This window comes from Nonomuraea sp. NPDC050556 (assembly GCF_044457355.1).
GTDB lineage: Bacteria > Actinomycetota > Actinomycetes > Streptosporangiales > Streptosporangiaceae > Nonomuraea.
This window is the reverse complement of sequence record NZ_JBITGU010000001.1, coordinates 846,294-867,996: the sequence shown is the minus strand read 5'-3', so window position 1 is coordinate 867,996 and position 21,703 is coordinate 846,294. Positions and strand designations below refer to the sequence as shown.

Annotated in this window: 22 protein-coding genes; 4 read left to right on the top strand and 18 right to left on the bottom strand. The window is 70.2% G+C overall.

Going from position 1 to position 21,703, the window contains the following annotated elements:
- Positions 1-38 precede the first annotated feature (38 nt).
- The 5 genes from ACIBG8_RS04330 to ACIBG8_RS04310 are packed head-to-tail and all read right to left on the bottom strand — an operon-like array spanning position 39 to position 1,963.
- Complete coding sequence (locus ACIBG8_RS04330) at positions 39-257, bottom strand: aldehyde dehydrogenase family protein (RefSeq protein ID WP_397341061.1); 219 nt, start codon at positions 255-257, stop codon at positions 39-41.
- A complete protein-coding gene (locus ACIBG8_RS04325) occupies positions 251-694 on the bottom strand; it encodes an aldehyde dehydrogenase family protein (protein ID WP_397341060.1) in 444 nt (147 codons plus the stop codon). Before ACIBG8_RS04325 ends, ACIBG8_RS04330 begins: the two co-directional genes overlap by 7 nt.
- 16 nt (positions 695-710) lie before the next feature.
- A complete protein-coding gene (locus ACIBG8_RS04320) occupies positions 711-1,202 on the bottom strand; it encodes a hypothetical protein (protein ID WP_397341059.1) in 492 nt (163 codons plus the stop codon).
- Positions 1,203-1,238: 36 nt separating this feature from the next.
- Entirely contained in the window at positions 1,239-1,592 is a 354-nt protein-coding gene (locus ACIBG8_RS04315; protein WP_397341058.1) for a DoxX family protein, read from the bottom strand.
- A gap of 29 nt (positions 1,593-1,621) precedes the next feature.
- Entirely contained in the window at positions 1,622-1,963 is a 342-nt protein-coding gene (locus ACIBG8_RS04310) for a putative quinol monooxygenase (RefSeq protein ID WP_397341057.1), read from the bottom strand.
- 64 nt (positions 1,964-2,027) lie between these two features.
- On the opposite strand from ACIBG8_RS04310, the gene ACIBG8_RS04305 reads away from it, so the two are divergent.
- Complete coding sequence (locus ACIBG8_RS04305) at positions 2,028-2,384, top strand: MerR family transcriptional regulator (protein WP_397341056.1); 357 nt, start codon at positions 2,028-2,030, stop codon at positions 2,382-2,384.
- Positions 2,385-2,395: 11 nt separating this feature from the next.
- Here ACIBG8_RS04305 and ACIBG8_RS04300 read toward each other — a convergent pair whose 3' ends face one another.
- Genes ACIBG8_RS04300 through ACIBG8_RS04260 form a run of 9 tightly spaced genes read right to left on the bottom strand, consistent with a single transcriptional unit; the run spans position 2,396 to position 14,099 of the window.
- Positions 2,396-4,447 (bottom strand): ThuA domain-containing protein, encoded by a 2,052-nt coding sequence (locus ACIBG8_RS04300; protein WP_397341055.1) that lies wholly within the window; start codon positions 4,445-4,447, stop codon positions 2,396-2,398.
- Positions 4,444-7,218 carry a carbohydrate-binding protein gene (locus ACIBG8_RS04295; RefSeq protein ID WP_397341054.1) on the bottom strand — a complete coding sequence of 925 codons (2,775 nt, stop codon included), beginning with the start codon at positions 7,216-7,218 and terminating at the stop codon, positions 4,444-4,446. The genes ACIBG8_RS04300 and ACIBG8_RS04295 overlap by 4 nt, the downstream gene beginning before the upstream one ends.
- A 34-nt stretch (positions 7,219-7,252) precedes the next feature.
- On the bottom strand, positions 7,253-7,612 hold the full coding sequence (locus ACIBG8_RS04290; protein ID WP_397341053.1) for a hypothetical protein: 360 nt from the start codon (positions 7,610-7,612) through the stop codon (positions 7,253-7,255).
- A 9-nt stretch (positions 7,613-7,621) separates the two neighbouring features.
- Positions 7,622-8,461, bottom strand: a complete 840-nt coding sequence (locus ACIBG8_RS04285; RefSeq protein WP_397341051.1) for a sugar phosphate isomerase/epimerase family protein — start codon at positions 8,459-8,461, stop codon at positions 7,622-7,624.
- Between the two features lie 2 nt (positions 8,462-8,463).
- On the bottom strand, positions 8,464-9,684 hold the full coding sequence (locus ACIBG8_RS04280; protein WP_397341050.1) for an ABC transporter substrate-binding protein: 1,221 nt from the start codon (positions 9,682-9,684) through the stop codon (positions 8,464-8,466).
- Between the two features lie 2 nt (positions 9,685-9,686).
- A complete protein-coding gene (locus ACIBG8_RS04275) occupies positions 9,687-10,628 on the bottom strand; it encodes an ABC transporter permease (RefSeq protein ID WP_397341049.1) in 942 nt (313 codons plus the stop codon).
- On the bottom strand, positions 10,625-11,587 hold the full coding sequence (locus ACIBG8_RS04270; RefSeq protein ID WP_397341048.1) for an ABC transporter permease: 963 nt from the start codon (positions 11,585-11,587) through the stop codon (positions 10,625-10,627). Before ACIBG8_RS04270 ends, ACIBG8_RS04275 begins: the two co-directional genes overlap by 4 nt.
- Positions 11,584-13,014, bottom strand: coding sequence for a sugar ABC transporter ATP-binding protein (locus ACIBG8_RS04265; protein ID WP_397341047.1), 1,431 nt, complete (start codon positions 13,012-13,014; stop codon positions 11,584-11,586). The genes ACIBG8_RS04270 and ACIBG8_RS04265 overlap by 4 nt, the downstream gene beginning before the upstream one ends.
- Positions 13,008-14,099 carry a Gfo/Idh/MocA family protein gene (locus ACIBG8_RS04260; protein WP_397341046.1) on the bottom strand — a complete coding sequence of 364 codons (1,092 nt, stop codon included), beginning with the start codon at positions 14,097-14,099 and terminating at the stop codon, positions 13,008-13,010. The genes ACIBG8_RS04265 and ACIBG8_RS04260 overlap by 7 nt, the downstream gene beginning before the upstream one ends.
- An 86-nt stretch (positions 14,100-14,185) precedes the next feature.
- On the opposite strand from ACIBG8_RS04260, the gene ACIBG8_RS04255 reads away from it, so the two are divergent.
- The 3 genes from ACIBG8_RS04255 (at position 14,186) to ACIBG8_RS04245 (ending at position 16,567) form a co-directional block, all read left to right on the top strand.
- The gene (locus ACIBG8_RS04255) at positions 14,186-15,340 is read left to right on the top strand and encodes an ROK family protein (RefSeq protein ID WP_397341045.1); all 1,155 of its coding nucleotides are present in this window, start codon (positions 14,186-14,188) and stop codon (positions 15,338-15,340) included.
- Positions 15,341-15,568: 228 nt separating this feature from the next.
- Positions 15,569-16,285: an alpha/beta fold hydrolase gene (locus ACIBG8_RS04250; protein WP_397341044.1), complete on the top strand. Its 717-nt coding sequence runs from the start codon at positions 15,569-15,571 to the stop codon at positions 16,283-16,285.
- Between the two features lie 144 nt (positions 16,286-16,429).
- Positions 16,430-16,567 (top strand): hypothetical protein, encoded by a 138-nt coding sequence (locus ACIBG8_RS04245; protein WP_397341043.1) that lies wholly within the window; start codon positions 16,430-16,432, stop codon positions 16,565-16,567.
- 156 nt (positions 16,568-16,723) lie between these two features.
- Here the strand turns inward: ACIBG8_RS04245 and ACIBG8_RS04240 are convergent, their stop codons facing one another.
- The 4 genes from ACIBG8_RS04240 to ACIBG8_RS04225 are packed head-to-tail and all read right to left on the bottom strand — an operon-like array spanning position 16,724 to position 21,679.
- Positions 16,724-18,301, bottom strand: coding sequence for a dipeptide ABC transporter ATP-binding protein (locus ACIBG8_RS04240; protein WP_397341042.1), 1,578 nt, complete (start codon positions 18,299-18,301; stop codon positions 16,724-16,726).
- Positions 18,298-19,104 carry an ABC transporter permease gene (locus ACIBG8_RS04235; RefSeq protein WP_397341041.1) on the bottom strand — a complete coding sequence of 269 codons (807 nt, stop codon included), beginning with the start codon at positions 19,102-19,104 and terminating at the stop codon, positions 18,298-18,300. Before ACIBG8_RS04235 ends, ACIBG8_RS04240 begins: the two co-directional genes overlap by 4 nt.
- Positions 19,101-20,030 carry an ABC transporter permease gene (locus ACIBG8_RS04230; protein ID WP_397341040.1) on the bottom strand — a complete coding sequence of 310 codons (930 nt, stop codon included), beginning with the start codon at positions 20,028-20,030 and terminating at the stop codon, positions 19,101-19,103. The genes ACIBG8_RS04235 and ACIBG8_RS04230 overlap by 4 nt, the downstream gene beginning before the upstream one ends.
- Complete coding sequence (locus tag ACIBG8_RS04225) at positions 20,027-21,679, bottom strand: ABC transporter substrate-binding protein (RefSeq protein ID WP_397341039.1); 1,653 nt, start codon at positions 21,677-21,679, stop codon at positions 20,027-20,029. Before ACIBG8_RS04225 ends, ACIBG8_RS04230 begins: the two co-directional genes overlap by 4 nt.
- Between the last annotated feature and the right edge of the window lie 24 nt (positions 21,680-21,703).

Here is a 21,703-nt window from a genome sequence, read left to right as displayed (position 1 = left end):
TACCGTCAAGGACGCGTGAAGACCGCTGGCCAGGGCGTTTAGCAGACATCTAGGTGGATGTAGAGCGTCTTCTGCTCGGTGAAGAAGTGCCATGCCTCGCTGCCGCCCAGCCGCCCGAATCCCGACAACGCCACGTAAGGGGTCCCGTTCGCCTGCTCCACCGCTTCGAGCTCGGTGGTGTACGGCTGCACGCTCACCACCGGAGCGAACGCCTCCTCCCGATGGAACCGCGCCGCGGGCCCGACGGCGCTCAGCACGGTCGGGCGCGCCGGAGGCCGTCGGTTTCGCTGCCCTCGGCGTGGATGCGCGCACCGTGCGCCGCCGCGTCCACGACGAGGTCGCGGAAGTGACCGGCGGCGCGCCGGTTGATGAGCGGGCCGATGGTCGTCGCAGGCGAACGGGGATCTCCCACGCTCAGCGCCTCGGCACGAGCGGCCAGTCTGAACGTCGTGGAGAACACCAGGCGGGCGAAGACGGGCTCGATGTCGTGCAGGCGCTCCCAGAGCTCGATCGCGAGGTCCGCCTCCTCGTCGGGAACGAGGTCGGGGGCGTAGATCAGGCGCAGCCAGTGGAAGTCCGCTCGTCGTCGTCCTCCGCCTCGGCGATCCAGCGGCGATGGCGCACGTTCCGGACCGTGAGCCCCAGCATCCAGACGCTCACGGTGCGGGAGAACCGGATGAAGCGCAGCTCCCACATCACACTCGCCCACGCTAACTCGGCAGGGGGGTGCGGGGAACGCTGCTGTAGTCGACTTCCGGCAGGCTGCGGACGGTTCCTGCGCCCACCCGCGCGTAGGCGACCTTGGCGGGGTCGGTCCTGCCTGGCGGGATGGCCAGGTACGCCTCCCACGCTCGTCGCTCGCCGGACGTGACCGGCATCCACGCGAGCAGGAACGCCGGGTGGTCGCCCTTGTACAGGACCATCGGCGGCATCCGGAGCGGCGGCGCGTCATCCTCGTCGGGTGCGGGACGTGGCACCGCGCCGTAGTCGACGCCGGGCAGTTTGGTGAAGTGCTCGGGCGGCGACCACCGGTACATCAGGCCGTGTACGTGCTCGCCGCGCACGTCGACCTGCGAGTGCGGGACGGCCAGGCGGCCTTCCCAGCCCTTCACCGGTTCCCGCCGCCATGCCAGCAGGAACGCGGGCGTCTTGCCCTGTTCGAGCACCATCGGTGGCATGTGCAATGGTTCGACAGCTTCCACACCCCGGAGAGTAGCCGCGGGGGGTGACAAATTGCGTCACCACCAGTGGTGGAGCAGATTCGCACCCAGCACGGCCACCGAAGTGGCGAAGAACAGGGACCAGTTGCCGAGCTTGCGTGAGCCCACGCGCAGGTGGGCGAGGAGGGCGACGGTGAAGTACAGCACGAGGCTGTAGGCGGCGAGGGTTCCGAGCATGGGGATGGCGAACCCGCCCAGCAGTCCCAGGGAGCCCAATGCCAGCATCGTGCCCAGGACGGGTCCCCATGCTCGCGGCAGGCCCTTCATGTCCAGCTGCGCCTTCGGGAACTCGTGCCCGATCAGGTAGATGACCGACGAGCTGCCGAACAGCAGCGCGGCGAAGATGGTGATCGTCGCGTAAGCGGCGAACATGGGGCCCTCCAGGATGGTCGATACCGGTCTCACGAGTCCGACGACGCAGCCGCCTCAGATGTGAGGCGGCGGCCCGGATAGGCGCTGACCATCGCGCCGGAGTAAGCCCCCGGTGCCCCTTCGATGTGCTCGGGCACCTCGTTCATGAAGGCGCGCAGCAGCGGGGTCGCGTTGTGCCGGTCGAGGTCCTCCTGCGAACGCCACACCTCGTAGAGGAAGAACCGGCCGTCCTCCTGCTCGTGGAGGTGATATTCAAGGTTGCCCTCGTGGCCTCGGGACGGCTCGACGAGGTCAAGCAGGAGTTTCCTGAGTTCGTCGGCGTGTCCGGCCTTGGGGGTGAGGAAGCCGTAGAGCGAAGAAGTCGTCGTCATGTGCCCAACGCTAGGATGTGACATCAGTGTCAGATTCAAGTCGTCACTCTGTGAGGTGGGTCACGTGAAGATCGGGGAGTTGTCCCGCGAGACAGGCGTGGCCGTACGTCTCCTGCGCTACTACGAGGCCCAGGGACTGCTCGCCTCCCACCGAAGCGAGGGCGGCCACCGCCACTACGACCCCGAGGCCCCCGCGACGGTCGGCCGCATCCGCACCCTGCTCGCGGCCGGACTCCCCACCAAGGTCATCCGCGAGCTCATGCCCTGCTTCGTCGGCGACGGCACCGAGCTCCAGGCGTGCGTCCTCGACCACCTCAGGACCCAGTACGCCGAGCTGGACTCCCGCATAGCCGACCTCACCCAGGCCCGCACCGCCCTGGGCGACATCCTCGTGGTGTCGACCAGAGCGATGACCCGATAGCCACCACGCGCTTAGGTGATGGTCCACTTCTGGTTGGGGCCGGTGTGGCAGGTCCAGAGGATGACCGGAGTGCTGTCGGCCGGGTTGGCGCCCGACACGTCCATGCACTTACCCGAGTTGGGGTTGAGCAGTGTGCCGTTGCTCTGCGGGGCCCAGTTCTGCGCGCCCGAGTTGTTGCACGTCCAGAGCTGGATCTTCGTGCCGTCCGCGGTTCCCGCCCCGCTCACGTCCAGGCACTTGCCCAGCGCGCGGAACGTCTGACCCGTACGGGACCACGTCTGGGCGGGTGAGCCGTTGCAGCCGTAGATCTGCACCACCGTCCCGTCCGCGCTCGCGCCGCCTCGGACGTCCAGGCACTTGCCGCCCAACCCCACGATCGAGCCGCCACTGCCGCCGCCGGCGACGAAGGTGAAGTCGTCCACGTCGAAGAGGCCGGTGCCCGAGCCGGTGAAGGTCAGGTAGACGTTCGCGGTGCCCGCCGGGACGTTGGACAGAGGCGCGGAGACGTCCGCGAACGTCGACCAGCCGCCGGTGTTCGGAACGGCGACCGTACCGAGGACAGGCCCGGTCGGGGAGCCCGTGCGGACCTGGATGGCACCACCCGGCCCGCCGGAGACGACACGGGCGCGGAAGGTCGTGGAGCCGCCGATCGGGAGACCGTTGTAGGCGGCCCAGTCGCCCGGGTCGATGTAGCCGAGGGTCTGGCCGCCGTTGGCCCCGGCCTTCGTGAAGGCCTGCACGCCGCTCTGGGCGGAGAAGGACTCGGCCTGTACGGTGCCCAGCTCCTTGATCCGGATGTTGCGGAAGGAGACGTCGTCCCCTGCCCCATGGTTCTGGATGCCGATATATCCACCCAAACTGCGGGCGGGGTCGGTGTTGGTGAAGTCGTTGATCTTCACGCCGTTGAGGAACACCTGCAGCCGCTCCCCCTCGACCAGGATCTCGTAGGCGTTCCACTCCCCCGGCTGGTTGAGCGCGGCGTCCCGGGCAGCCAGGTCGGCGCTCTTGAACGTGTAGACCGCGCCCGTCGTCCGGTCGGCCGCGTCGGTGGCGTCGATCTGGATCTCGTACCCGTTGTTCACCGCCGACATGGGGTCGGAGGAGGCGGGGAAGCCGAGGAACACGCCGGAGTTGTCGTCGCCGTCCATCTTCCAGTCGAGCTTCAGCGAGTACGAGGTGTACTGCTTGGCGCTGTACCAGAGCAGTCCCATCCCGCCGGTCGACTTCAGCGTCGCGTCCGACTCGGTGAAGGAGCCCGGTCCCGCCTGCGACCAGCCTGCCAGCGACCCGTCGTAGAGGGGCGTGTAGCCGGTTTCCGGACGGCAGTCTGCCTTGCTGCGGTTCGCCGCGTACCGGATGCCGCCCAGCAGCGCGGAGCGGAAGGCGGCCTCGCCGTACGACTGCTGGGTGTGCCCGCCGCCGAGGTAGATGGAACGGCCGCCCTCGTAGGGTTTGCACCACATGTGGGGATGGTCGGCCCCCATCGTGCCGCCCGAATAGGACGACTCGTCCAGCGTGGCCAGCACGCGGGCGGTGGCGCGGGGATTGGTGCGGTAGTTGTACCACTCGTCGGTCCGCGTCCAGGTGCGGGGCAGGGCGGCGGTGGCCGCACTCCCCCGGTTCTCGACCTTGACCGTGGCCTGCTGGATGGCCGGGTGCGAGGAGAAGTACGCGCCGACCAGGCCGCCGTAGAACGGCCAGTCGTATTCGGTGTCGGCCGCCGCGTGCACGCCGACGAAGCCGCCGCCCGCGCGGATGTAGCCCTCGAAGGCGCTCTGCTGGGTGTTGTCCAGCACGTCGCCGGTGGTGCTGAGGAACACGACGGCCTCGTACTTCGCGAGGTTGGCCGGGGTGAAGTCGGCGGCGTTCTCCGTCGAGGTGACGGTGAAGTTGCCGGCCGCGCCCAGGTCGCGGATGGCCTGGATGCCCGCGGGGATGGAGTCGTGGCGGAAGACCGTGGTCTTGGAGAAGACGAGCACGTCGTAGGCGGGGTCGGCGGCCTGCGCGGGGGACGGCACGGCGAAGGCGAGGGCCGTCAGGAGAGCTGCTGCTGCCAGTCTCATGAGATGGTCCACTTCTGGTTGGAGCCGGTGTGGCAGGTCCAGAGGATGACCGGGGTGCTGTCGGCCGGGTTGGCGCCCGACACGTCCATACACTTACCCGAATTCGGATTGAGCAGCGTGCCGTTGCTCTGCGGCACCCAGTTCTGGGCGCCGGTGTTGTTGCACGTCCAGAGCTGGATCTTGGTGCCGTCCGCGGTACCGGCACCGCTCACGTCCAGGCACTTGCCCAGGGTGCGGAACGTCTGGCCCGTGCGGGACCACGTCTGGGCCGCCGTGTTGTTGCAGCCGTAGATCTGCACCACCGTGCCGTCGGCGCTGGCGCCGTTCCGGGCGTCCAGGCACTTGCCCGCCAGCCCCACGATGGTGCCGCCGGTGACGAAGGTGAACGCGTCCACGTCGAAGAGCGCGCCGGTGCCGCCGGAGAAGGTCAGGTAGAGGGTGGTGGCCCCGGCCGGAGCGCCGGAGACTGTCCCCGACACGTCGGTGAACGTCTCCCAGCCGCCGGTCGGCGCGACGGCCGCCGAGCCGAGGACCGTCCCGGTCGGCGAGCCCGCCCGGATCTGCAGCGTGCCGCCGACCCCGCCGGAGGAAACCCGGGCGGTGAACGAGCGCACGTTGTCGAGCTTGTAGGGGGTGAAGGCGATCCAGTCGCCGTTGTCGATGTTGCCGACGGTCTTGCCGCCCTCTGCCGCGGTCTTGGTGATGAGGGCGACGCCGGAGGAGGTCTTGAAGTGCTCGGCCTGCCGGTGCCTGGGCTGCAGGATGGCCTGCTTGTGGGTGATCAGTCCCGCGCTGTCGGCGTACTCGGCGTCGAAGACCGCGAAGATGTTGGCCGCCGCGTCGTGCTCGCCGTCGACCGGGATGTCGATCGTGCCGGTGCACCCGTTCTTCGAGGTGATCTGGTGCCCGTGGCTGTCGTGCCCGAGGACGTAGGTCATCTTGGCGCGGGCGCAGTCGACGGAGCCGTCTTCAGGGTCGGAGACCCTCATCTGGTACGGCACGGCGTCCCCGAACGAGAACAGCTGGCCGTCCCCCGGGCTGTCGATCGTCACCGTCGGGGCGGTGTTGCCGACGCCCACCTGCACGTTCGCCGTGCCGGTCGCGCCACTCGGGTCCTTCACGGTCAGGGTCACCGTGTAGGTGCCATTACTGGCATAGGTGTGCGACGGGTTGGCCGCGGTCGAGGTCGCGCCGTCGCCGAAGGCCCACGCGTAGGTGATCGCGTCGCCGTCGGGGTCGGACGAGCCCGCCGAGGAGAACGTCACCGCGAGCGGCGCCTGCCCGCTGAGCGGGGAGCCCGTCGCGGCCGCGATTGGCGCGCGGTTGCCGCCCGCGACGTAGTCGAAGCGGTAGAGCGCGGAGTTGGCGTCGCCGTTGAAGTAGCCGGTGCCGTAGTCCAGGACGTACAGCGAGCCGTCGGGGCCGAAGGCCGAGTCGATGATCTGCTTGCCGGTCCAGGGGAAATTCGAGATCTCGCCGACGCCGCCGTCGCTGAGCACGTGGATGGGCTTGATCCAGCCCCGCCCGAACTCGGTGGCGAAGAAGTGCCCGTCGAAGGACTGCGGGAACTTGGTGGTCGAGGTGCTGGCCGCGTTGTAGCGGTAGACCTGGCCCGCCATCGGCGACTCCGAGCCGCTGCCGAACTCGGGCGGGCTGCCCGCGTCACCGCCGTACCTGATCCAGGCGGGCTTGGCCGCGGGCAGGGTGCTCAGGCCGGTGTTGCGGAAGGAGTTGTTGGTCGCGCCGCCCGCGCAGTTGTACTTGGCGCCGCTGGTCCCGGTGGCGAAGTCCCACTCGTTGTAGGTCTCGGTGCTGGTGTTCGTCCCCGTGCAGTACGGCCAGCCGTAGTTGCCAGGACCGGTGATCCGGTCGAACTCGACCTGCCCGGACGGGCCTCGGGAGGCGTTGGTCGACCCCGCGTCCGGTCCGTAGTCGCCCAGGTAGACCACGCCGGTCGCCTTGTCGACGCTCATCCGGAACGGGTTGCGGAACCCCATGGCGTAGATCTCCGGCCGGGTCTTGGCCGTGCCGGGCGCGAACATGTTGCCCGAGGGGATCGAGTAGGTGCCGTTCGCGTTGACCTTGATCCGCAGGAGCTTGCCGCGCAGGTCGTTGGTGTTGGCTGCGGTCCGCTGGGCGTCGTAGACGGGGTTGCGGTCGCCGCGCTCATCGATGGGCGCATAACCGTCTGAGGCGAACGGGTTGGAGTCGTCGCCGGTCGACAGGTAGAGGTTGCCCGCAGCGTCGAAGTCGATGTCGCCGCCCACGTGGCAGCACATGCCCCGGTCGGCGGGCACGTCGAGGATGGTGACCTGGCTCGCCGCGTTGAGGGTGAAGTCGGCGTTCAGGGTGAAGCGCGACAGCCGGTTGACGCCCTGCCAGGCGCTCCAGTCGGTCCCGGTCGCGGGGGCGTCACCGGCGGGGGTGGACAGCGGCGGCGCGTAGTAGAGGTAGATCTGCCGGTTCGTGGCGAAGCCGGGGTCGACGCCGACGCCCTGCAGTCCTTCCTCGTCGTGGGAGTAGACCGGGATCGTGGCGATCACCGTGGTGGTGCCTGCGGCGTCGGTGCGGCGCAGGACGCCGCCGCGCGCGGTGTGCAGGACCGACCGGTCGGGCAGGACGGCCAGGGAGATCGGCTCGCCCATCTCGTCGACGCCTTTGGCGAGCGTCACCTGCTGGAAGTCGGCGGCGTTGATGGGGTGCGCGCTCGCCGTGCCGGTCAGCCAGAGGAAGGCCAGGAGCGTGGCGACGGCAATCCGTAAAGCGGACATGGGGGGTGTCCCTCTCTTTACCGGAGGTAATGGATCAGGAGGTGTTTGATCTCGGTCGCGTGGTACCGCGTCCTGCGCAGGTCGGGGTGGGGCCAGAGCGCGTCCAGCGGATCGTGTCCGAGGCCGTGGCTGCCCCGGACGCAGGTGGGGTCGGTGGGGACGACCGACAGGGTGGCGCGGATGCCGAGCAGCGCCTGCCGGTCGGCGAGCTGGGCGAGCGCGGGAGGGGGGTGAAGTCGACGTGCGCGCAGTCCGCGCGCAGCACCGCGAAGCCGTAGAGGGAGAGCGGGAGTTCGGTGGAGGAGACGTTGACGACCACCACCTGCCCGAGCCGGTGACGGCAGCGGAAGGAGGTCAGGTCGTCGACGAACCGGACTCCGATGCGGTCACTCATGTCTCCCCCTTAGCCGATGTGGGTGAGCTTTCTCAGGAAGGCCAGGCCGTCGGTGGCGAGGTCGTCCTGGGTCGTCGCCAGGGGCCGCCAGACGGAGGCGGCCGTGGCGATGCTGGCGTTGCCCGCGGTGAACGACTCGATGACGAGCGGCCCTTGGTATCCGCTGTCGGCCACCGCCGAGGTGAAGCCGGTCCAGTCGAAGTGGTCCGGCCCTGGCGCTCCCCGGTCGGTCCCGCACACCTGGAGGTGCGCGATCCGGGCACCGGCCAGCCGGATGGCGTCGTTCGGCCGCCGCTCCTCGATGTTGAGGTGGTAGGTGTCCAGGGCGAGCCCGCAGCCGTCGGGCAGGGCGTCCAGCGCCTGCTCGACGGTGTTGATCACGCTGGTCTCGTAGCGGTTGAGCGGTTCGACGCCGATCCGGACGCCGCGCTCCCCCGCGTAGTCGACGACGGGCCTGAGGTTCTCCTTCAGCTCGGCGTAGACGTTCTTGCGCTCGCCGGCGTCCATGCGCCAGGTACGGCCGACCGAGGCATAGGCGGGTCCGCTGATCGCCGGCGCGCCGACGGTGACCGCGACGTCCACGCAGTGCCGCAGGTAGTCCTGGGTCTGCGCGACGGACGAGGCGGCGACGAGTTCGCGGCCCGGCGGCATGACAAGCACCACCGAGGCGGCCAGCCCGAGCCCGGCCACCAGCTCGGCCGCAGCCTCGGGGTTCCAGTCGCCCGGCTGCTCCACCGGGAGTTCGATCACGTCGAACCCCCAGTGGGCGATACGGGGAGCCAGCACCGCCAGGTCGGCATCGGTCAGGGGTGACGTCCACACCCAGGTGTTGACCCCGATCGCACGCATGGTTACTTGCCGCCCCAGTTCTGCGGGTAGCCGGGCATGGTCTCGCAGCCGCACAGCGCGTAGTGCAGCGGCGGCAGCCCTGGCTTGAGGTAGCTGTCCAGGTTCTCTGCGGTGATCTTCGGCTGGGGCAGGTTCCAGACCTTCGGCACCTCCTCGCCCTTGAGGATCTTCAGCGCGGCGATGATCGGGGTGCGCCACTGGTAGGTGGGGTAGGTCGGGGCGATGGCGGTGAGCTTGTTGTCCTTCCACTTCTGGAGGAAGTCCTGCTGGTCCTCGCCGTTGATCGGCGGCACCGGCTGGCCCGCGTCCTCGAACGCCTCGATCGCCGCGACAGCCGTCGCCCCGGCGTCCATCCAGACACCGTCGATCTTGCCGTGGCGGGCGATGTAGTCACTCACGATCGACTTGGTCTTGGCCGCGTCACCGTCGGTGAACTCCACCCCGACCACGTTCAGCTCGCTCTTGTCGAAGGCGACCTTGGCCGCCGACCAGCGGGTCTCCAGCACGTCCACGCCGGGCAGGATGCGCAGCGCGAGGATCTTCCCGCCCGCCGGCACCTTCTCGATGAGGAACTCCGCCGCGTCCGCGCCGAAGGCGTAACCGCCAATGGGCTTGATGAAGGTCACCGGGCAGTCGGTCTCGACCCCGCGGTCGAACACGATCACCGGCACCTTCGGGCACGCACCGCTGACCGCAGGGGTCAGCGTCGCCGTGGTGTTGGGCGAGATGATCAGCGCGTCACACCCCTTGGCCTGCAGCTCGGCGATGTCGGAGATCTGCTTGTCGTCCTTGCCCTCGGCGTCCAGCGCCGTGAGCTTGGTGATCTCCTTGTGCAGCGCCACCTCGGCCTGCATGGTCTTCCACCCGACCTGACGCCACGGGTTGTTGACCGCCGCGTTGGAGAAGCACAGGTTGTACGGCCCGGCCTTCTTGTACTTCGCCGTGCTCGTCATCTGCGGGGCGATCGCCTGCTCCCACGGCTTGCCGTCAGGGCCGGTCACCGCGCCGGAACGCATCGCGAGCTGCGCGTCGTAGTCGGCCTGGACGAAGAACTTCGACTGCGCGCCCGTGTCGCCCTTGGCCGCAGCGCTCGCCGACGCCTGGGTGGCGGCGGCGGAGGCCGTGGGCTGTGCCGTGGGCGTGTCCGTGGTGCACGAGGCCGCGAGCGGCGCCAGCGCGACCAGCGCCAGGCCGACGAGCAGCCTTCGGGGGGTGAAAGACATGACTATCCTTCCGGAAGCGGTTTTCTGATGAGGACGCCGGGGATCTTGACGGATCCCAGCGCGACTGCGGCGATGAGGATGACCCCCTGGACGGCGAACTCCAGCGCACCGGAGATTCCGTACAGGTTGAGCAGCGTGAACAGCGCCTCCAAGGTGAAGGCCCCGGCGATCGCGGCCACGATCGAACCCCGGCCGCCGCCCAGGACCACACCGCCGAGCACGACGGCCGTGATGGCCTGGAACTCCAGCCCCTGCCCGACCTGGGCGGAGACCCCGGCGAAACCGCCGAGCAGGATCGCGCAGAGCGCGGCGGAAAGGCCGGAGAGCACGAACGCGATGATCTTGACGCGGTGGATCCGCACGCCCGACAGCGCGGCGGCCCGGTGGTTGTCGCCGGTCGCCACCAGCATCCGGCCGAAGCTGGCGCGCATCAGCAGGACCACGCCCGCGCCGACGACGAGCAGGATCAGCACCGACCACGGGATCGGGCCGAGGCTGCCGCGGCCCAGCTCGCGGAACTGCTCGCTGAGCGCGCCGCGGGGAGCGCCGCCCGTCCACAGGAAGACGGCACCGGACAGGATCAGCATCAGGCCGAGCGTGGTGATGAACGACGGCACCCGCAGCCCGGTGGTGATCGCGCCGTTGACCAGCCCGACGACGGCGCCGACCACCAGGAGCAGCAGCAGGACCGGCCAGGTCGCGCTGGAGTCGCCGTCGATCAGGCGGGCGGCGATCACGACCTCGGCGGTGACGAGCGAGCCGACCGACAGGTCGAACTCGCCGGAGACGATGACGAAATACTGCCCCGCTGCCAGGATCGCCAGCGGCGCGGCCCGCTTGACGAAGGCGAGGAAGCCGGACGGTTCGACGAAGTGCGGGTTGGAGACGGCGATGGCGATCAGCAGGACGGCCAGGACGCCGAAGATGGGCAGGGTGCGTCTCACGCGGATCGCCTCCGGCGGGCGTAGATCGCCAGGGCGGCGACGAGGACGACGCCGCGCACCACGTCCTTGGCGAAGGAGTTGACTTCGAGCTGGTTGAAGACGCTGTCCAGTACGGCGAGCACCAGCACTCCCCCGACGGTCCCCGCGACCCCGCCGCGTCCCCCGGCGAGCGCGGTCCCGCCGAGCACGACGGCCGCGATCGACTCCAGGTCGTAGCCGCCGTCGGTGCCCACGGTGGGTGCTCCCGCGCCGAGCCGGGAGGCGAGCAGCAACCCGGCGACGCCCGCGCAGAGCGAGCAGAGGATGTGGGTGACCACGACGACCCGGTCGGTCCGTACCCCTGACAGGCGGGCGACCTCGGGGTCCCCGCCGACCGCGAAGATCCGGTAACCGATCGTGGTACGGCGGAGCAGGAACCAGGCCGCCACCGCGATCGCCGCCCACAGCAGCGCCGAGATCGGCACAGGGCCGATCCTGTCGTAGCCCAGATGCTGGAAGGAGGCGGGCACCTGCCCGGCGGGCCCGTCGTACCGGTAGTCCAGGACGCCCTTGATGATCAGCGTGACGCCGAGGGTGGCGATGAACGCGTGCACCTTCAGCTTGGTGATGACCAGGCCGTTCACCAGCCCGGTCAGGGCGCTGACGCCGAGCACCGCGCCGATCCCGGCGAGCACGCCGTACGCGCCCATGACCTCGGCTGCGACCAGGGAGGACAGGCTGATCAGGACCGCCACCGACAGGTCGAGCGAGCCGGCCAGGATGGCCAGGGTCTGCCCGACGGCGACGATCCCGAGCGCGGCCGAGCGCTGCTGGATGCCGACGATGTTCTCCTGGCTGAGGAACTGGCCGCCGTCGGCCGCGACGATGATCCAGCCGACCACCAGCAGCAGGCCGAGGGCGGCGAACACGGCGCGGGCCGGGCTGTCGGTGACCCTGGGCAGGGCGAGCTGCTGGGTCATGATCCGGCCGCCAGGTGCATCACGGCTTCCTCCGAGGAGCCTGCGGGCAGCTGACCGACGATCCGGCCGTCGCGGAGGACGAGGATGCGGTCGCTCATGCCGATGAGTTCTGGCAGTTCCGACGAGATGAGCAGGACGGCGAGGCCGTCTTCCGCGAGCTCTCTGACCAGTTCGTGGATGGCGGCCTTCGCGCCGACGTCGACGCCCCTGGTCGGCTCGTCGAAGAGCAGCACCTTGGGGGCGACCGTCAGCCATTTGGCCAGCACGACCTTCTGCTGGTTGCCGCCGGAGAGGTAGCGCGCGACCTGGTCGGGCCTGGGCGGCGCGAGCCGTACCCGCTTGAGCAGGTCCAGGACCTTGGGCCGTTTGTTCTGGGTCCTGGCGACCAGGAGGACGTTCTCCTTGACGGTCTGGTGCAGGACCAGGCCCTCGGCCTTGCGGTCCTCGGTGACCAGGCCGAGCCCGGCCGCGATCCCCTCCCGCACGGAGGCCGGGCGTTTCGGCGTCATCGTCCCCCGGGTGAAGGGTTCGGCGCCGAAGAGCGCTTTGACCAGTTCTGTACGGCCCGAGCCCTGGAGTCCGGCGAGGCCGACGATCTCCCCTGCCCGGAGTTCGAGGTCGATGCCGTCCAGGCGGTCGTTGCCGCCGCCGGTGACCGCGAGGAGCCGTTCGCCCGGCTCCCGGGAGGCGCGTGGCGGGTAGTAGTCGGTCAGCTCGCGGCCGACCATCAGCGCGACCAGCGTGGAGGTGGTGAGCCGGTCGGTGGTCTCGGTCGTGACCCGGGCGCCGTCCTTCAGGACGGTGATCCGGTCGGCCAGTTCGAAGATCTCCCTGAGCCGGTGGGAGATGTAGACGACGGCGATGCCGCGCTCGCGCAGCCGGCGCACCAGCTTGTAGAGCAGCTCCACCTCGTGCTCGGCGAGCGAGGCTGTCGGCTCGTCCATCACCACGATCCTGGCGTTCACCGAGAGCGCCTTGACGATCTCGACGACCTGCTGCTGCGCCACCGACAGCCGCTTGACCAGGTCGTCAGGGCTGAACGACTCCTCGCCGAGCTCGTGCATCAACTGCCGCGTGGCCCTGGACATCGCCGCCCTGTCGACCAGGCCGCGCCGTACCGGCTCCCTGCCGAGGAACACGTTCTCTGCGACGCTCCGCTCGGACAGGAGGGTGAACTCCTGGTAGATGATCGACACCCCGGCCCGCTGCGCGTCGAGCGGGTGGCCGAACACCCTGGCCCTGTCGTCGATCTCGATCGTGCCCTCGTCGGGGGTGTGCACCCCGGCGAGGATCTTCATGAGGGTCGACTTCCCCGCCCCGTTCTCCCCCACCACGGCGTGCACCTCACCGGCGGCGACCTCGAGATCGACGCCGGATAACACCCGGGTGCCGAGGAAGCTCTTGCCGATCCCGGTCATCTTCAGCATGCGACCCACCCGCCCGTCCGCGCGGACTCCAGGACCGCGTCGGTGATGACGGCCGCGCGGGCGCCGTCCTCGAAGGTGGGCAGCCCGTCGCGGTGGTCGCCCTGGATCGCCGCGTAGCTGTCGGCGACGAAGGCGTTGAAGCAGTCGTGGAACCCCTGCGGATGCCCGGCGGGAAGCGGCGAGTAGGGGCGCGCCGCCTCGGAGAGCGTCAGCGGGTCGCGCTGCAGCGCCCGCGACCCGGACCGGCCGCCGAGCCAGAGGTGCTCGGGGTTCTCCTGGTCGAACGCCAGGCTGCCCGAGGTCCCCGAGATCTCCAGGAACAGCCGGTTCTTGCGTCCCGGCGCGACCTGGCTGACGACGACGGAACCCAGCGCGCCCGACGCGGTCCTGAACTGGATCGTCGCGACGTCCTCGGTCAGCACCGGCGCGTTGGTGGCGCGGTCGGCGATGACGACCGCGGTCTGCGCGTTGACCGTGACGATCCGGTCGCCGGTCACGAACTCGGCCAGGTCGCACCAGTGCGAGCCGATGTCGCCGATCGCCCTGCCTGGCCCGCCCAGCTCGGGATCGACCCGCCAGTTGTCGTCGGCCGGCTCCAGCAGCCAGTCCTGCAGGTAGCTGCCCTGCACCAGGCTGACCCTGCCGATCTCGGCGATCCGCGCCCTGGCCTCGCGGACCATCGCGTGGAACCGGTAGACGAACGGCACGGTGCCCACCAGCCCGGCCTCTTCCGCGCGTCCGGCCATCAGCGCGGCGCTCTGCGCGTCGGTGGCGAGCGGCTTCTCGCAGATCACCGCCACCCCGGCGGCCAGGGCCTTCAGGGTGAGCGGCGCGTGCAGGTGGTTGGGGGTGCAGATGTGCAGGACGTCGAGGAGCCCGGACTCGATCAGCTCGTCGGCCGACCCGAAGGCCCGCTCGGCGCCCATCGCCTCGCCCGCCTGCCGCGCCCGCTCGACGCTGGTCCCGGCGACTCCCATCAGCTGCGCACCCGCCTGCCTGGCGGCACGGGCATGGACCTGGGCGATGAAGCCCGTTCCGATGATCCCTGCCCGGACTTCTGCTGATTTCCGCCGTATTACCAACATGTGTCGGATGCTAAGAGCACCTTATGGCGACGGTCAAGCATAAGTCTGTTGTTCGCAACCATTATGAGATGTGTCATCATCATCAGATGACCATGGAGATAGCGGGTGCGGGTGCACTTCTGACGATCCTGCGCGACGGGCGAGCCCGCACTCGTGCCGAGTTGATGGAGCTCACCGGCCTTGCCCGGTCCACGGTTTCGCAGCGTCTCGACGCCCTGCTCGACCAGCAGTGGATCATTCCGGCCGATGACGCGATCTCCTCGGGCGGCCGCCCGGCCGCCGCCTTCACCTTCAACGCGGGCGCGCGCGTGGTGCTCGCCGCCGACCTCGGCGCCACCCACGCCCGGCTCGCCGTCACCGACCTGACCACCCAGGTCCTGGCCGAGCACAGCGAGGACGTGGCGATCGCCGACGGGCCAGAGCGGGTGCTCGACTGGCTGGTCACGGCGTTCCACCGGCTGCTCGCGGAGTCCGGCCACACCCTGGACCAGGTCTGCGGGACGGGGATCGGGCTTCCCGGGCCGGTCGAGCACGAGACGGGACGGCCGGTCAACCCGCCGATAATGCCGGGCTGGGACGGCTTCGACGTGCCCGCCCGGCTCGGCCCCCGGCTGGGGGTGCCGATCCTCGTCGACAACGACGTCAACATCATGGCCCTGGGCGAGCACTGGGCGGCCAGCCCCGAGGTCGAGCACCTGATCTTCGTGAAGGTCGGCACCGGGATCGGCAGCGGCATCATCACCGAGCACCGCCTGCATCGGGGCGCGCAGGGCGCGGCCGGGGACATCGGCCACATCTGCGTACCGTCGGCGGCGCACGTGGTCTGCCGCTGCGGCAACACCGGCTGCCTGGAGGCGATCGCCGGGGGCGGCGCGCTCGCCGCCCAGCTCGACGTCGCCAACGGCCGGGAGGTGGTGCGCCTGGTCAGGGCCGGGGACGCGCGGGCGATCCAGCTGATCCGCCAGGCGGGGCGCGACCTGGGCGACGTGCTGGCCTCCCTGGTCAACTTCTTCAACCCGGGTGTGATCATCATCGGCGGCGACATGGCCGACGCGGGCGAGCACCTGCTGGCCGGGGTGCGCGAGGTCGTCTACAGGCGCTCGCTGCCGCTGGCCACCCAGCACCTGAACATCCGCAGCCGCCAGCTCGGCGACCGCGCGGGCGTCATCGGGGCCTCGGTGCTGATGATCGAGCACATCCTCAGCCCCGGCACCGTCGACCTGTCGGTCGCCTCCGGCTAACACCTATGGCGATATATACGCCTTTACCTGGAGATCTTCTCTCGCCATCCCAGAGCTCGGCGCGTCGGCGTCTCGCCAGTCGCTCGGGCGAGCAGGGTTCTAGCAACCGAGTGCCCTGCACATCGCGACTCCCAAACAATCGCTCACGCTGATTTCTCTATGCAATGTTACATGGGACATTGCACAAAAGATTCCTCAATCAGGAGAGCGAACGTGCGATTACGAGCAATGACGCTTGGCGTAGCCCTCGTTTCCCTCGCAGGCGGACTCGTTTCGGCCCTCCCAGCGCAAGCAGGGGGACGCGATGACTACACCGGCATCGACAAACTGCCCTGGGCCTCGTGCGGGCTCGAGTCCTACCCGACCCTGCAATGCGCCAAGCTCGAAGTGCCGCTCGACTACCGGCACCCGGGTGGTGCGAAAGTCAAGATCGCCCTCTCCCGGCCCCCAGCAACAGCACCGGCCGACGAACGCCAGGGCCCGCTCTTCCTCAACCCCGGCGGGCCCGGCATCAGCGGCATCGCCATGGCCGGCTGGTTCCCGACCCACCTGCCCGCCGACGTCGCGGCCACCTACGACTTCATCGGCTTCGACCTGCGCCTGTCGCAGAGCAGCGAACCGCGGATCGACTGCCGGCCCGACTACTTCCAGAGCGTCCGCCCGGACTACCACCCGGGCGCCGAGAGCACCAAGGCATGGCTCCAGCGAGCGGCCCTCTACGCGGCGAACTGCGCTGCCGCCGCCTCGCCGTACCTGCCCTTCCTGACCAACGTGGACTTCGCCCGCGACCTCGAGAGCGTGCGCAAAGCCTTCGGCGTCCGGCAGATCAACTACTTCGGCCGGTCCGCGGGCACCAACCTGGGCTCGACCTACGCCACGCTCTTCCCGAACCGGGTACGCAGGATGCCCCTGGAAGGCACCGTGGGCCCCCAGGTCAGCTGGTAGGACCACAACATCCGGCAGGACCTGGCCCACGAGAAGCGATTCAAGGCGTTCACCGCCTGGGCCGCGGCCAACGACGCCTCCGCGATCGAGGCGAAGTACTACGAGATCCGCGCGTCCATCGTCGGCAGACCGCTGCTGGACCAGATGGGGCCGTCCGAGCTGGACGACTACTTCACCCTCGGCGGGTACGACAACAACGCCTGGCCGAGAGTGGCCACCTCGCTCTCGTCCTACCTCAACGACCACGACGCCTACCCCCTGGTCGCGCCGCGATGGCGGTGACCGTCAAGGGAGTCCCGCTGCCGGACCTGGTCGGCGGGTACGGCGTGGCCAGGGCAGCCCTGCAAGCCGCCCGCGTGCCTGCCGCTCCGCAGGGCCGCACTGGGTCTGGCCGAATCCAGCGCCGTCCGGGTGCCAGAACGTTTCGGGAAGCCGGGCTCACGGGGGCGCGTACCTGGGGAAGCTGGGGACCGCCGCCAGCAAGGCCCTGGTGTACGGATGCGCGGGTGCGGTGAACACCTCGCCGACCGGGCCGCTCTCCACGATGCGGGCGTCCTTCATGACCGCGACCCGGTCGCTGACCTGACGGATCACACCCAGGTCGTGCGAGATGAAGATCATGGCGACGTTCAGGTCCCGGCGGAGGGCGGCCAGGAGGTCGAGGATCTGGGCCTGGATGGAGACGTCCAGGGCGGAGACGGGTTCATCGCAGACCAGGACATCCGGGTTCGGGGCCAGGGCCCGGGCTATGGCCACGCGCTGGCGCTGGCCGCCGGACAGCTCGCGCGGGTGCCGACGGAGCACGGTGGCGGGAAGGCCCACCTGGTCGAGCAGTTCGGTGACGCGGCGGGTGCGGTCCCGGCCGCGGACGCCGGTCAGGGCGGCGGCCTCGGCGACGACGCGTTCGACGGTGTAGCGGGGGTCGAAGGAGCTGAGCGGGTCCTGGTGCACTGCCTGGATGGTGCGGCGGCGGGCCCTGCGGTCGCGTTCCGGGATGCCGCTCCACGGGTGGCCGGCCAGCAGGACCCGTCCCCGGTCGGGTTCGAGGAGGCCGAGCGCGATGCGGGCGGCGGTGGTCTTGCCGGAGCCGGACTCGCCGACGATGCCGAGGGTCTCGCCCGTCCTGACGTAGAACGACACGTCGTCGACCGCGTGCTGCCAGCCGCCGTCCGGGGCGCGGAAACGTTTGGAGACGTTCTCGGCCTGCAGTGCGAACGGGCCGGCCGGGGCCGGGGCGGCCGCGCGGATCGTCACCGGCTCCATGGGCACGGCGGCGATCAGCGACTTGGTGTAGGCGTGCTGGGGGTTGGACAGGACCTGGCCGGTGGTGTCCTGTTCGATGACGGCGCCCTCCTTCATCACCGCGACCCGGTCGGCCAGGCGGGACACGACGGCGAGGTCGTGGCTGATCAGCAGGAGCCCGGCGCCCTTCTCCTTCAACGCCCCCAGCAGGTCCAGGATCTGCGCCTGCACGGTCACGTCGAGCGCGGTGGTGGGCTCGTCGGCCACGAGCAGCCGCGGCCCGGCCGCGAGGACGGAGGCGATGAGGGCGCGCTGCCGCAGTCCCCCGGACAGCTCGTGCGGATGCTGGCGCGCCCGGCGGGCCCCTTCCTGGACGCCGACGTCGGTGAGGAGGCCGTGCACCCGGGCGCGGGTCTCGGCGCGGGGGACGACGCGATGGGTGCGCAGCGACTCGGCTATCTCGGCGCCGACGGTTCTGAGAGGGTCGAGGGAGGTCAGGGCGTCCTGGAGGATCAGCCCGATACGACGACCGCGGACGGCGCGCCAGTCCCGTTCTGTCAGCCCGGTCAGGTCCTGGCCGTCGAAGGCCAGGCGGCGGGCGGTGACGTGGGCGCGCGGCCCGGCCAGGCCGACGAGGGCGCGGGCGGTGACGCTCTTGCCCGAGCCCGATTCGCCGACGACGGCCAGGCACTCGCCCGGTGCCACGGTGAAGGACACGTCCCGCACCACCTCAACCCGCCCGAAGGCCACGGTGAGCCCTTCGACCTCGATCACGGCTTCCCTCCTGCGAAGCGGCCGCGGGCCACGCGGCCGAGCACGTTCACGGCGATGACGGTGACGGTGATGGCCGCGCCGGGGAAGACCCCGAGCCACCACGCCGTCTCCAGGAAGTCGCGGCCCTCGGCGAGCATGGCGCCCCATTCGGGCGCCGGCGGCTGGGTGCCGAAACCGAGGAAGCCGAGCCCGGATCCGGCGATGAGCGCCGTGCCGAAGCCGACGGTGGCCAGGACCAGCAGCGGACCGACGGCGTTGGGCAGGATGTGGCGGACGATCAGAACGGGCCGGCGCAGGCCCAGCCCCCTGGCCGACTCGACGTAGCCGGAGCCGCGCACGACCAGCGCCTCGGCGCGCACGACACGGGCGTACCCGGGCACGAAGGCGATGGCGATGGCCAGCACGAGGTTGGTGGTGCCGGTGCCGAGCACGGCGATGACCACCAGGGCCACGAGCAGCTGCGGCAGCGACATCAGGACGTCGGCCACCCGCATGACCACCTGGTCGGCCGCCCGCCCGCCGAGCGCGGCGGCGAGCCCGAGCAGGCCGCCGGCGACGACGGCCGCCCCGGTGGCGCCGGCGCCGATCAGCAGCGAGGGCCGCGCGCCGTGCACGACCCGGGTGAACAGGTCGCGGCCGAGCTGGTCGGTGCCGAACCAGTGCCGCGCGCCGGGAGGCAGCAGCGCGTTGACGGGATCGATGGCGATCGGCGAGGCGTCGCTCAGCAACTCCGGTACGGCTGCCGCCACTACGAACGGCACCAGCACCACGCAGGACACCAGCAGCGGCCACAGGCGCCTCACGTGACCACCGCGCCCCTGAGCCGCGGGTCGATGGCCAGGTAGAGCAGGTCGACCACCGCCGAGATGACGACGAACGTCGCGGCCGACACGAGCACCACCCCCATGACCACGGGCATGTCCCTGTTCTGTACGGCCTGCAGCGTGAGCGCCCCGAGCCCCGGCCTGCCGAAGACGGTCTCCACCAGGACGGCGCCGCCGAGCAGCGTGCCCACGAGCCAGCCCGCGAGCGTGGCCAGGGAACCGGCCGCGTGCCTGAGCGCGTGGCGCAGCCGTACCGCGGTCTGGCTCAGACCGCGGGCCCTGGCCGTGAGCGCGAACGGCTGCGCCAGCGCGCTCTCCAGCCCCTCGCGCAGGACCTGCGCCAGCACCCCGGCGATCGGCAGCGCCAGCGTGAGCGCGGGCAGGACCAGCGCGGCCGGGCCCACGCCGCCGATGATCGGGAACAGGCGCAGGTGGAAGGAGAAGGCGGTCAGCAGGAGGACGCCCAGCCAGTAGGAGGGCAGGGAGATCGCGGTCAGCTCCCACGCGGAGGCGAACGCGCGGGCCGCCGGATGCCGGCTGGCCGTACCGACCGCCGAGATCAGCGCCAGGGCCAGCGCCACGACGGTCGCGGCGGCGGCCAGTTGCACGGTGGGGCCGAGTTGGTCGGCGATGAGCCACCCGACCGGGCGCTGGAGCTGGTAGGAGGAGCCCAGGTCGCCGGAGGCCAGGCGGCCGAGGTGGCCGAGGTACTGGGTCAGCAGCGGCCGGTCGAACCCGAGCTCCGCGCTGATCTGCCGTCTGACCTCGGGTGAGGCGGTAGTGGCTGGGCCGAGCAGGATCGCGACCGGGTCGCCGGGGATGAGGTGGAGCGAGAGGAAGGCGAGGCTCGCGGCGCCGTACAGCACCGCGAGACCTGCCACCAGCCGCTTGAGCAGCGTTCTCACCGGGACGGCCGATCGAGCCAGACGTCGTGGAAGAGCGGCCACGCGTTGGCGTCGAGCGTGAGGCCGTGCACGTTCTTGCCGAGGCCGAGCACCTGCGACTGGGTGTAGACGGGGATCACGATGGCCAGGTCGAGCGCGCGCTGCTGCGTCTTGGCGTAGACGTCCTTCCTGACGGCCTCGTCGAGGGTGGCGCGGCCCTGGTCGGTCCACTTCGTCAGGTCGGGGTCGTCGAGGAAGGTGCCGTTCTGGCCGCCCTTCTCCAGTTTGCTGGCGCCGTTGAAGAGGAGCCACAGGACGTCGGGCTCGAAGCGCGACCAGCTGTAGTCGGCCAGGTCGGCCTTGCCGCCGTAGACGCGCTCCAGGTAGGTGCCGATGTCCGCCTGGGGGCGGAGCACCTCGACGCCGAGCTTCTTCAGGTCGGCCTGGAAGGCTTGGCCGAGCACGTCGCGCTGGTCCTTGAGGTACTGCGCGGGCAGCAGCGGCCAGTCGACGACCAGGCGCCTGCCGTTCTTGGTGCGGTAGCCGGCGGCGTCCCTGCCGGTCCATCCGGCTTCGTCGAGCAGCTTTCCGGCCAGGGCGGGGTCGTAGGGCCAGCTGTTCTCCAGCGAGGCGAGGTAGCCGGGCGTGGCGGGCGAGAGCGGGCTCCACGCCCGCTTGAACTGGCCGAAGTAGATCGCCTTGACGTTGGTGTCGAGGTCGATGCCCCGCTGCAGCGCCTTGCGGACCTTCGGGTCGTTCAGCGGGGCTTTGGAGGTGTTGAGGTAGATGTTGTAGTTGCCGCCTGGGTAGTCGGTCTTGAGTACGGTGACCGCCTTGTTTGCCTCGACCGCCTTGACCTGGGCCGACGGGATCGCCGCGGCGACGTCGACCTGCCTGCTGGTCAGCCCGCCGATCCGGACCGACGCCTCGGGCAGGAAGCGCACGGTGAGCTTGTCGAGATAGGCGGCGCCGGGGTGTGCGCCGGTCTGCGGCGCCCAGGCGTAGGCGTCGTTCCTGGTGAAGGTGGCCTGCTGGCCCTTGGTGTAGCCGCTGAACACGAAGGGGCCCGTGCCGACGGCTGCCGGGCCGCCGGAGCCGAGCGTGGCGGCGTTGGCCGCGAGCGTCTTGGGCGAGTAGAAGCCCAGGTAGGCGGTGCTGGCCGCCTGGAGGAAGGGAGCGAAGGGCGCCGAGAACCCGACCTTCACCGTGTGCGCGTCCACGATCTCGGTCCCGGTGTAGGGGCCGAGCAGGCTGGAGGCGAGCTGCGACTTGGTGGCCGGGTCGGCGATGCGGTCGAAGTTGGCCTTCACCGCTTTGGCGTCGAAGGGGGTGCCGTCGTGGAAGGTGACGTCCTCGCGCAGCTTGAAGGTGTAGCTCTTCAGATCGGGCGCCACCTCCCACGACGTGGCCAGCCAAGGGTGGAACGTGCCGGCGGCGTCCTGGGCGATCAGGGAGTCGAAGACGTTGCGCAGGATCGCGCCGGTGATGTCCTGCGCGCTGACGTGCACGTCGAAGGTGACGGGTTCGGTGTCGGCGGCGAAGGTCAGCGACCCGCCTTTGGCGGGCCCGTCCGGGCTCTGGGCGGCGCTCCCCGGCGGACTCGCCGCCGGAGAGGCGCAGGCCGCCAGCAGAAGTACGGCAAGCGCGACGGTCCCCACTTTGTCACGCAATAACCGGAAATTACTGGGGATGAA

Coding starts and splice junctions, on each gene's coding strand:
- ACIBG8_RS04315 (WP_397341058.1), bottom strand. CDS start 1,592: ATGTTCGCCGCTTACGCGACGATCACCATCTTCGCCGCGCTGCTGTTC.
- ACIBG8_RS04310 (WP_397341057.1), bottom strand. CDS start 1,963: ATGACGACGACTTCTTCGCTCTACGGCTTCCTCACCCCCAAGGCCGGA.
- ACIBG8_RS04300 (WP_397341055.1), bottom strand. CDS start 4,447: ATGAGACTGGCAGCAGCAGCTCTCCTGACGGCCCTCGCCTTCGCCGTG.
- ACIBG8_RS04295 (WP_397341054.1), bottom strand. CDS start 7,218: ATGTCCGCTTTACGGATTGCCGTCGCCACGCTCCTGGCCTTCCTCTGG.
- ACIBG8_RS04290 (WP_397341053.1), bottom strand. CDS start 7,612: ATGAGTGACCGCATCGGAGTCCGGTTCGTCGACGACCTGACCTCCTTC.
- ACIBG8_RS04285 (WP_397341051.1), bottom strand. CDS start 8,461: ATGCGTGCGATCGGGGTCAACACCTGGGTGTGGACGTCACCCCTGACC.
- ACIBG8_RS04280 (WP_397341050.1), bottom strand. CDS start 9,684: ATGTCTTTCACCCCCCGAAGGCTGCTCGTCGGCCTGGCGCTGGTCGCG.
- ACIBG8_RS04270 (WP_397341048.1), bottom strand. CDS start 11,587: ATGACCCAGCAGCTCGCCCTGCCCAGGGTCACCGACAGCCCGGCCCGC.
- ACIBG8_RS04265 (WP_397341047.1), bottom strand. CDS start 13,014: ATGCTGAAGATGACCGGGATCGGCAAGAGCTTCCTCGGCACCCGGGTG.
- ACIBG8_RS04260 (WP_397341046.1), bottom strand. CDS start 14,099: ATGTTGGTAATACGGCGGAAATCAGCAGAAGTCCGGGCAGGGATCATC.
- ACIBG8_RS04255 (WP_397341045.1), top strand. CDS start 14,186: ATGACCATGGAGATAGCGGGTGCGGGTGCACTTCTGACGATCCTGCGC.
- ACIBG8_RS04250 (WP_397341044.1), top strand. CDS start 15,569: ATGACGCTTGGCGTAGCCCTCGTTTCCCTCGCAGGCGGACTCGTTTCG.
- ACIBG8_RS04245 (WP_397341043.1), top strand. CDS start 16,430: ATGGGGCCGTCCGAGCTGGACGACTACTTCACCCTCGGCGGGTACGAC.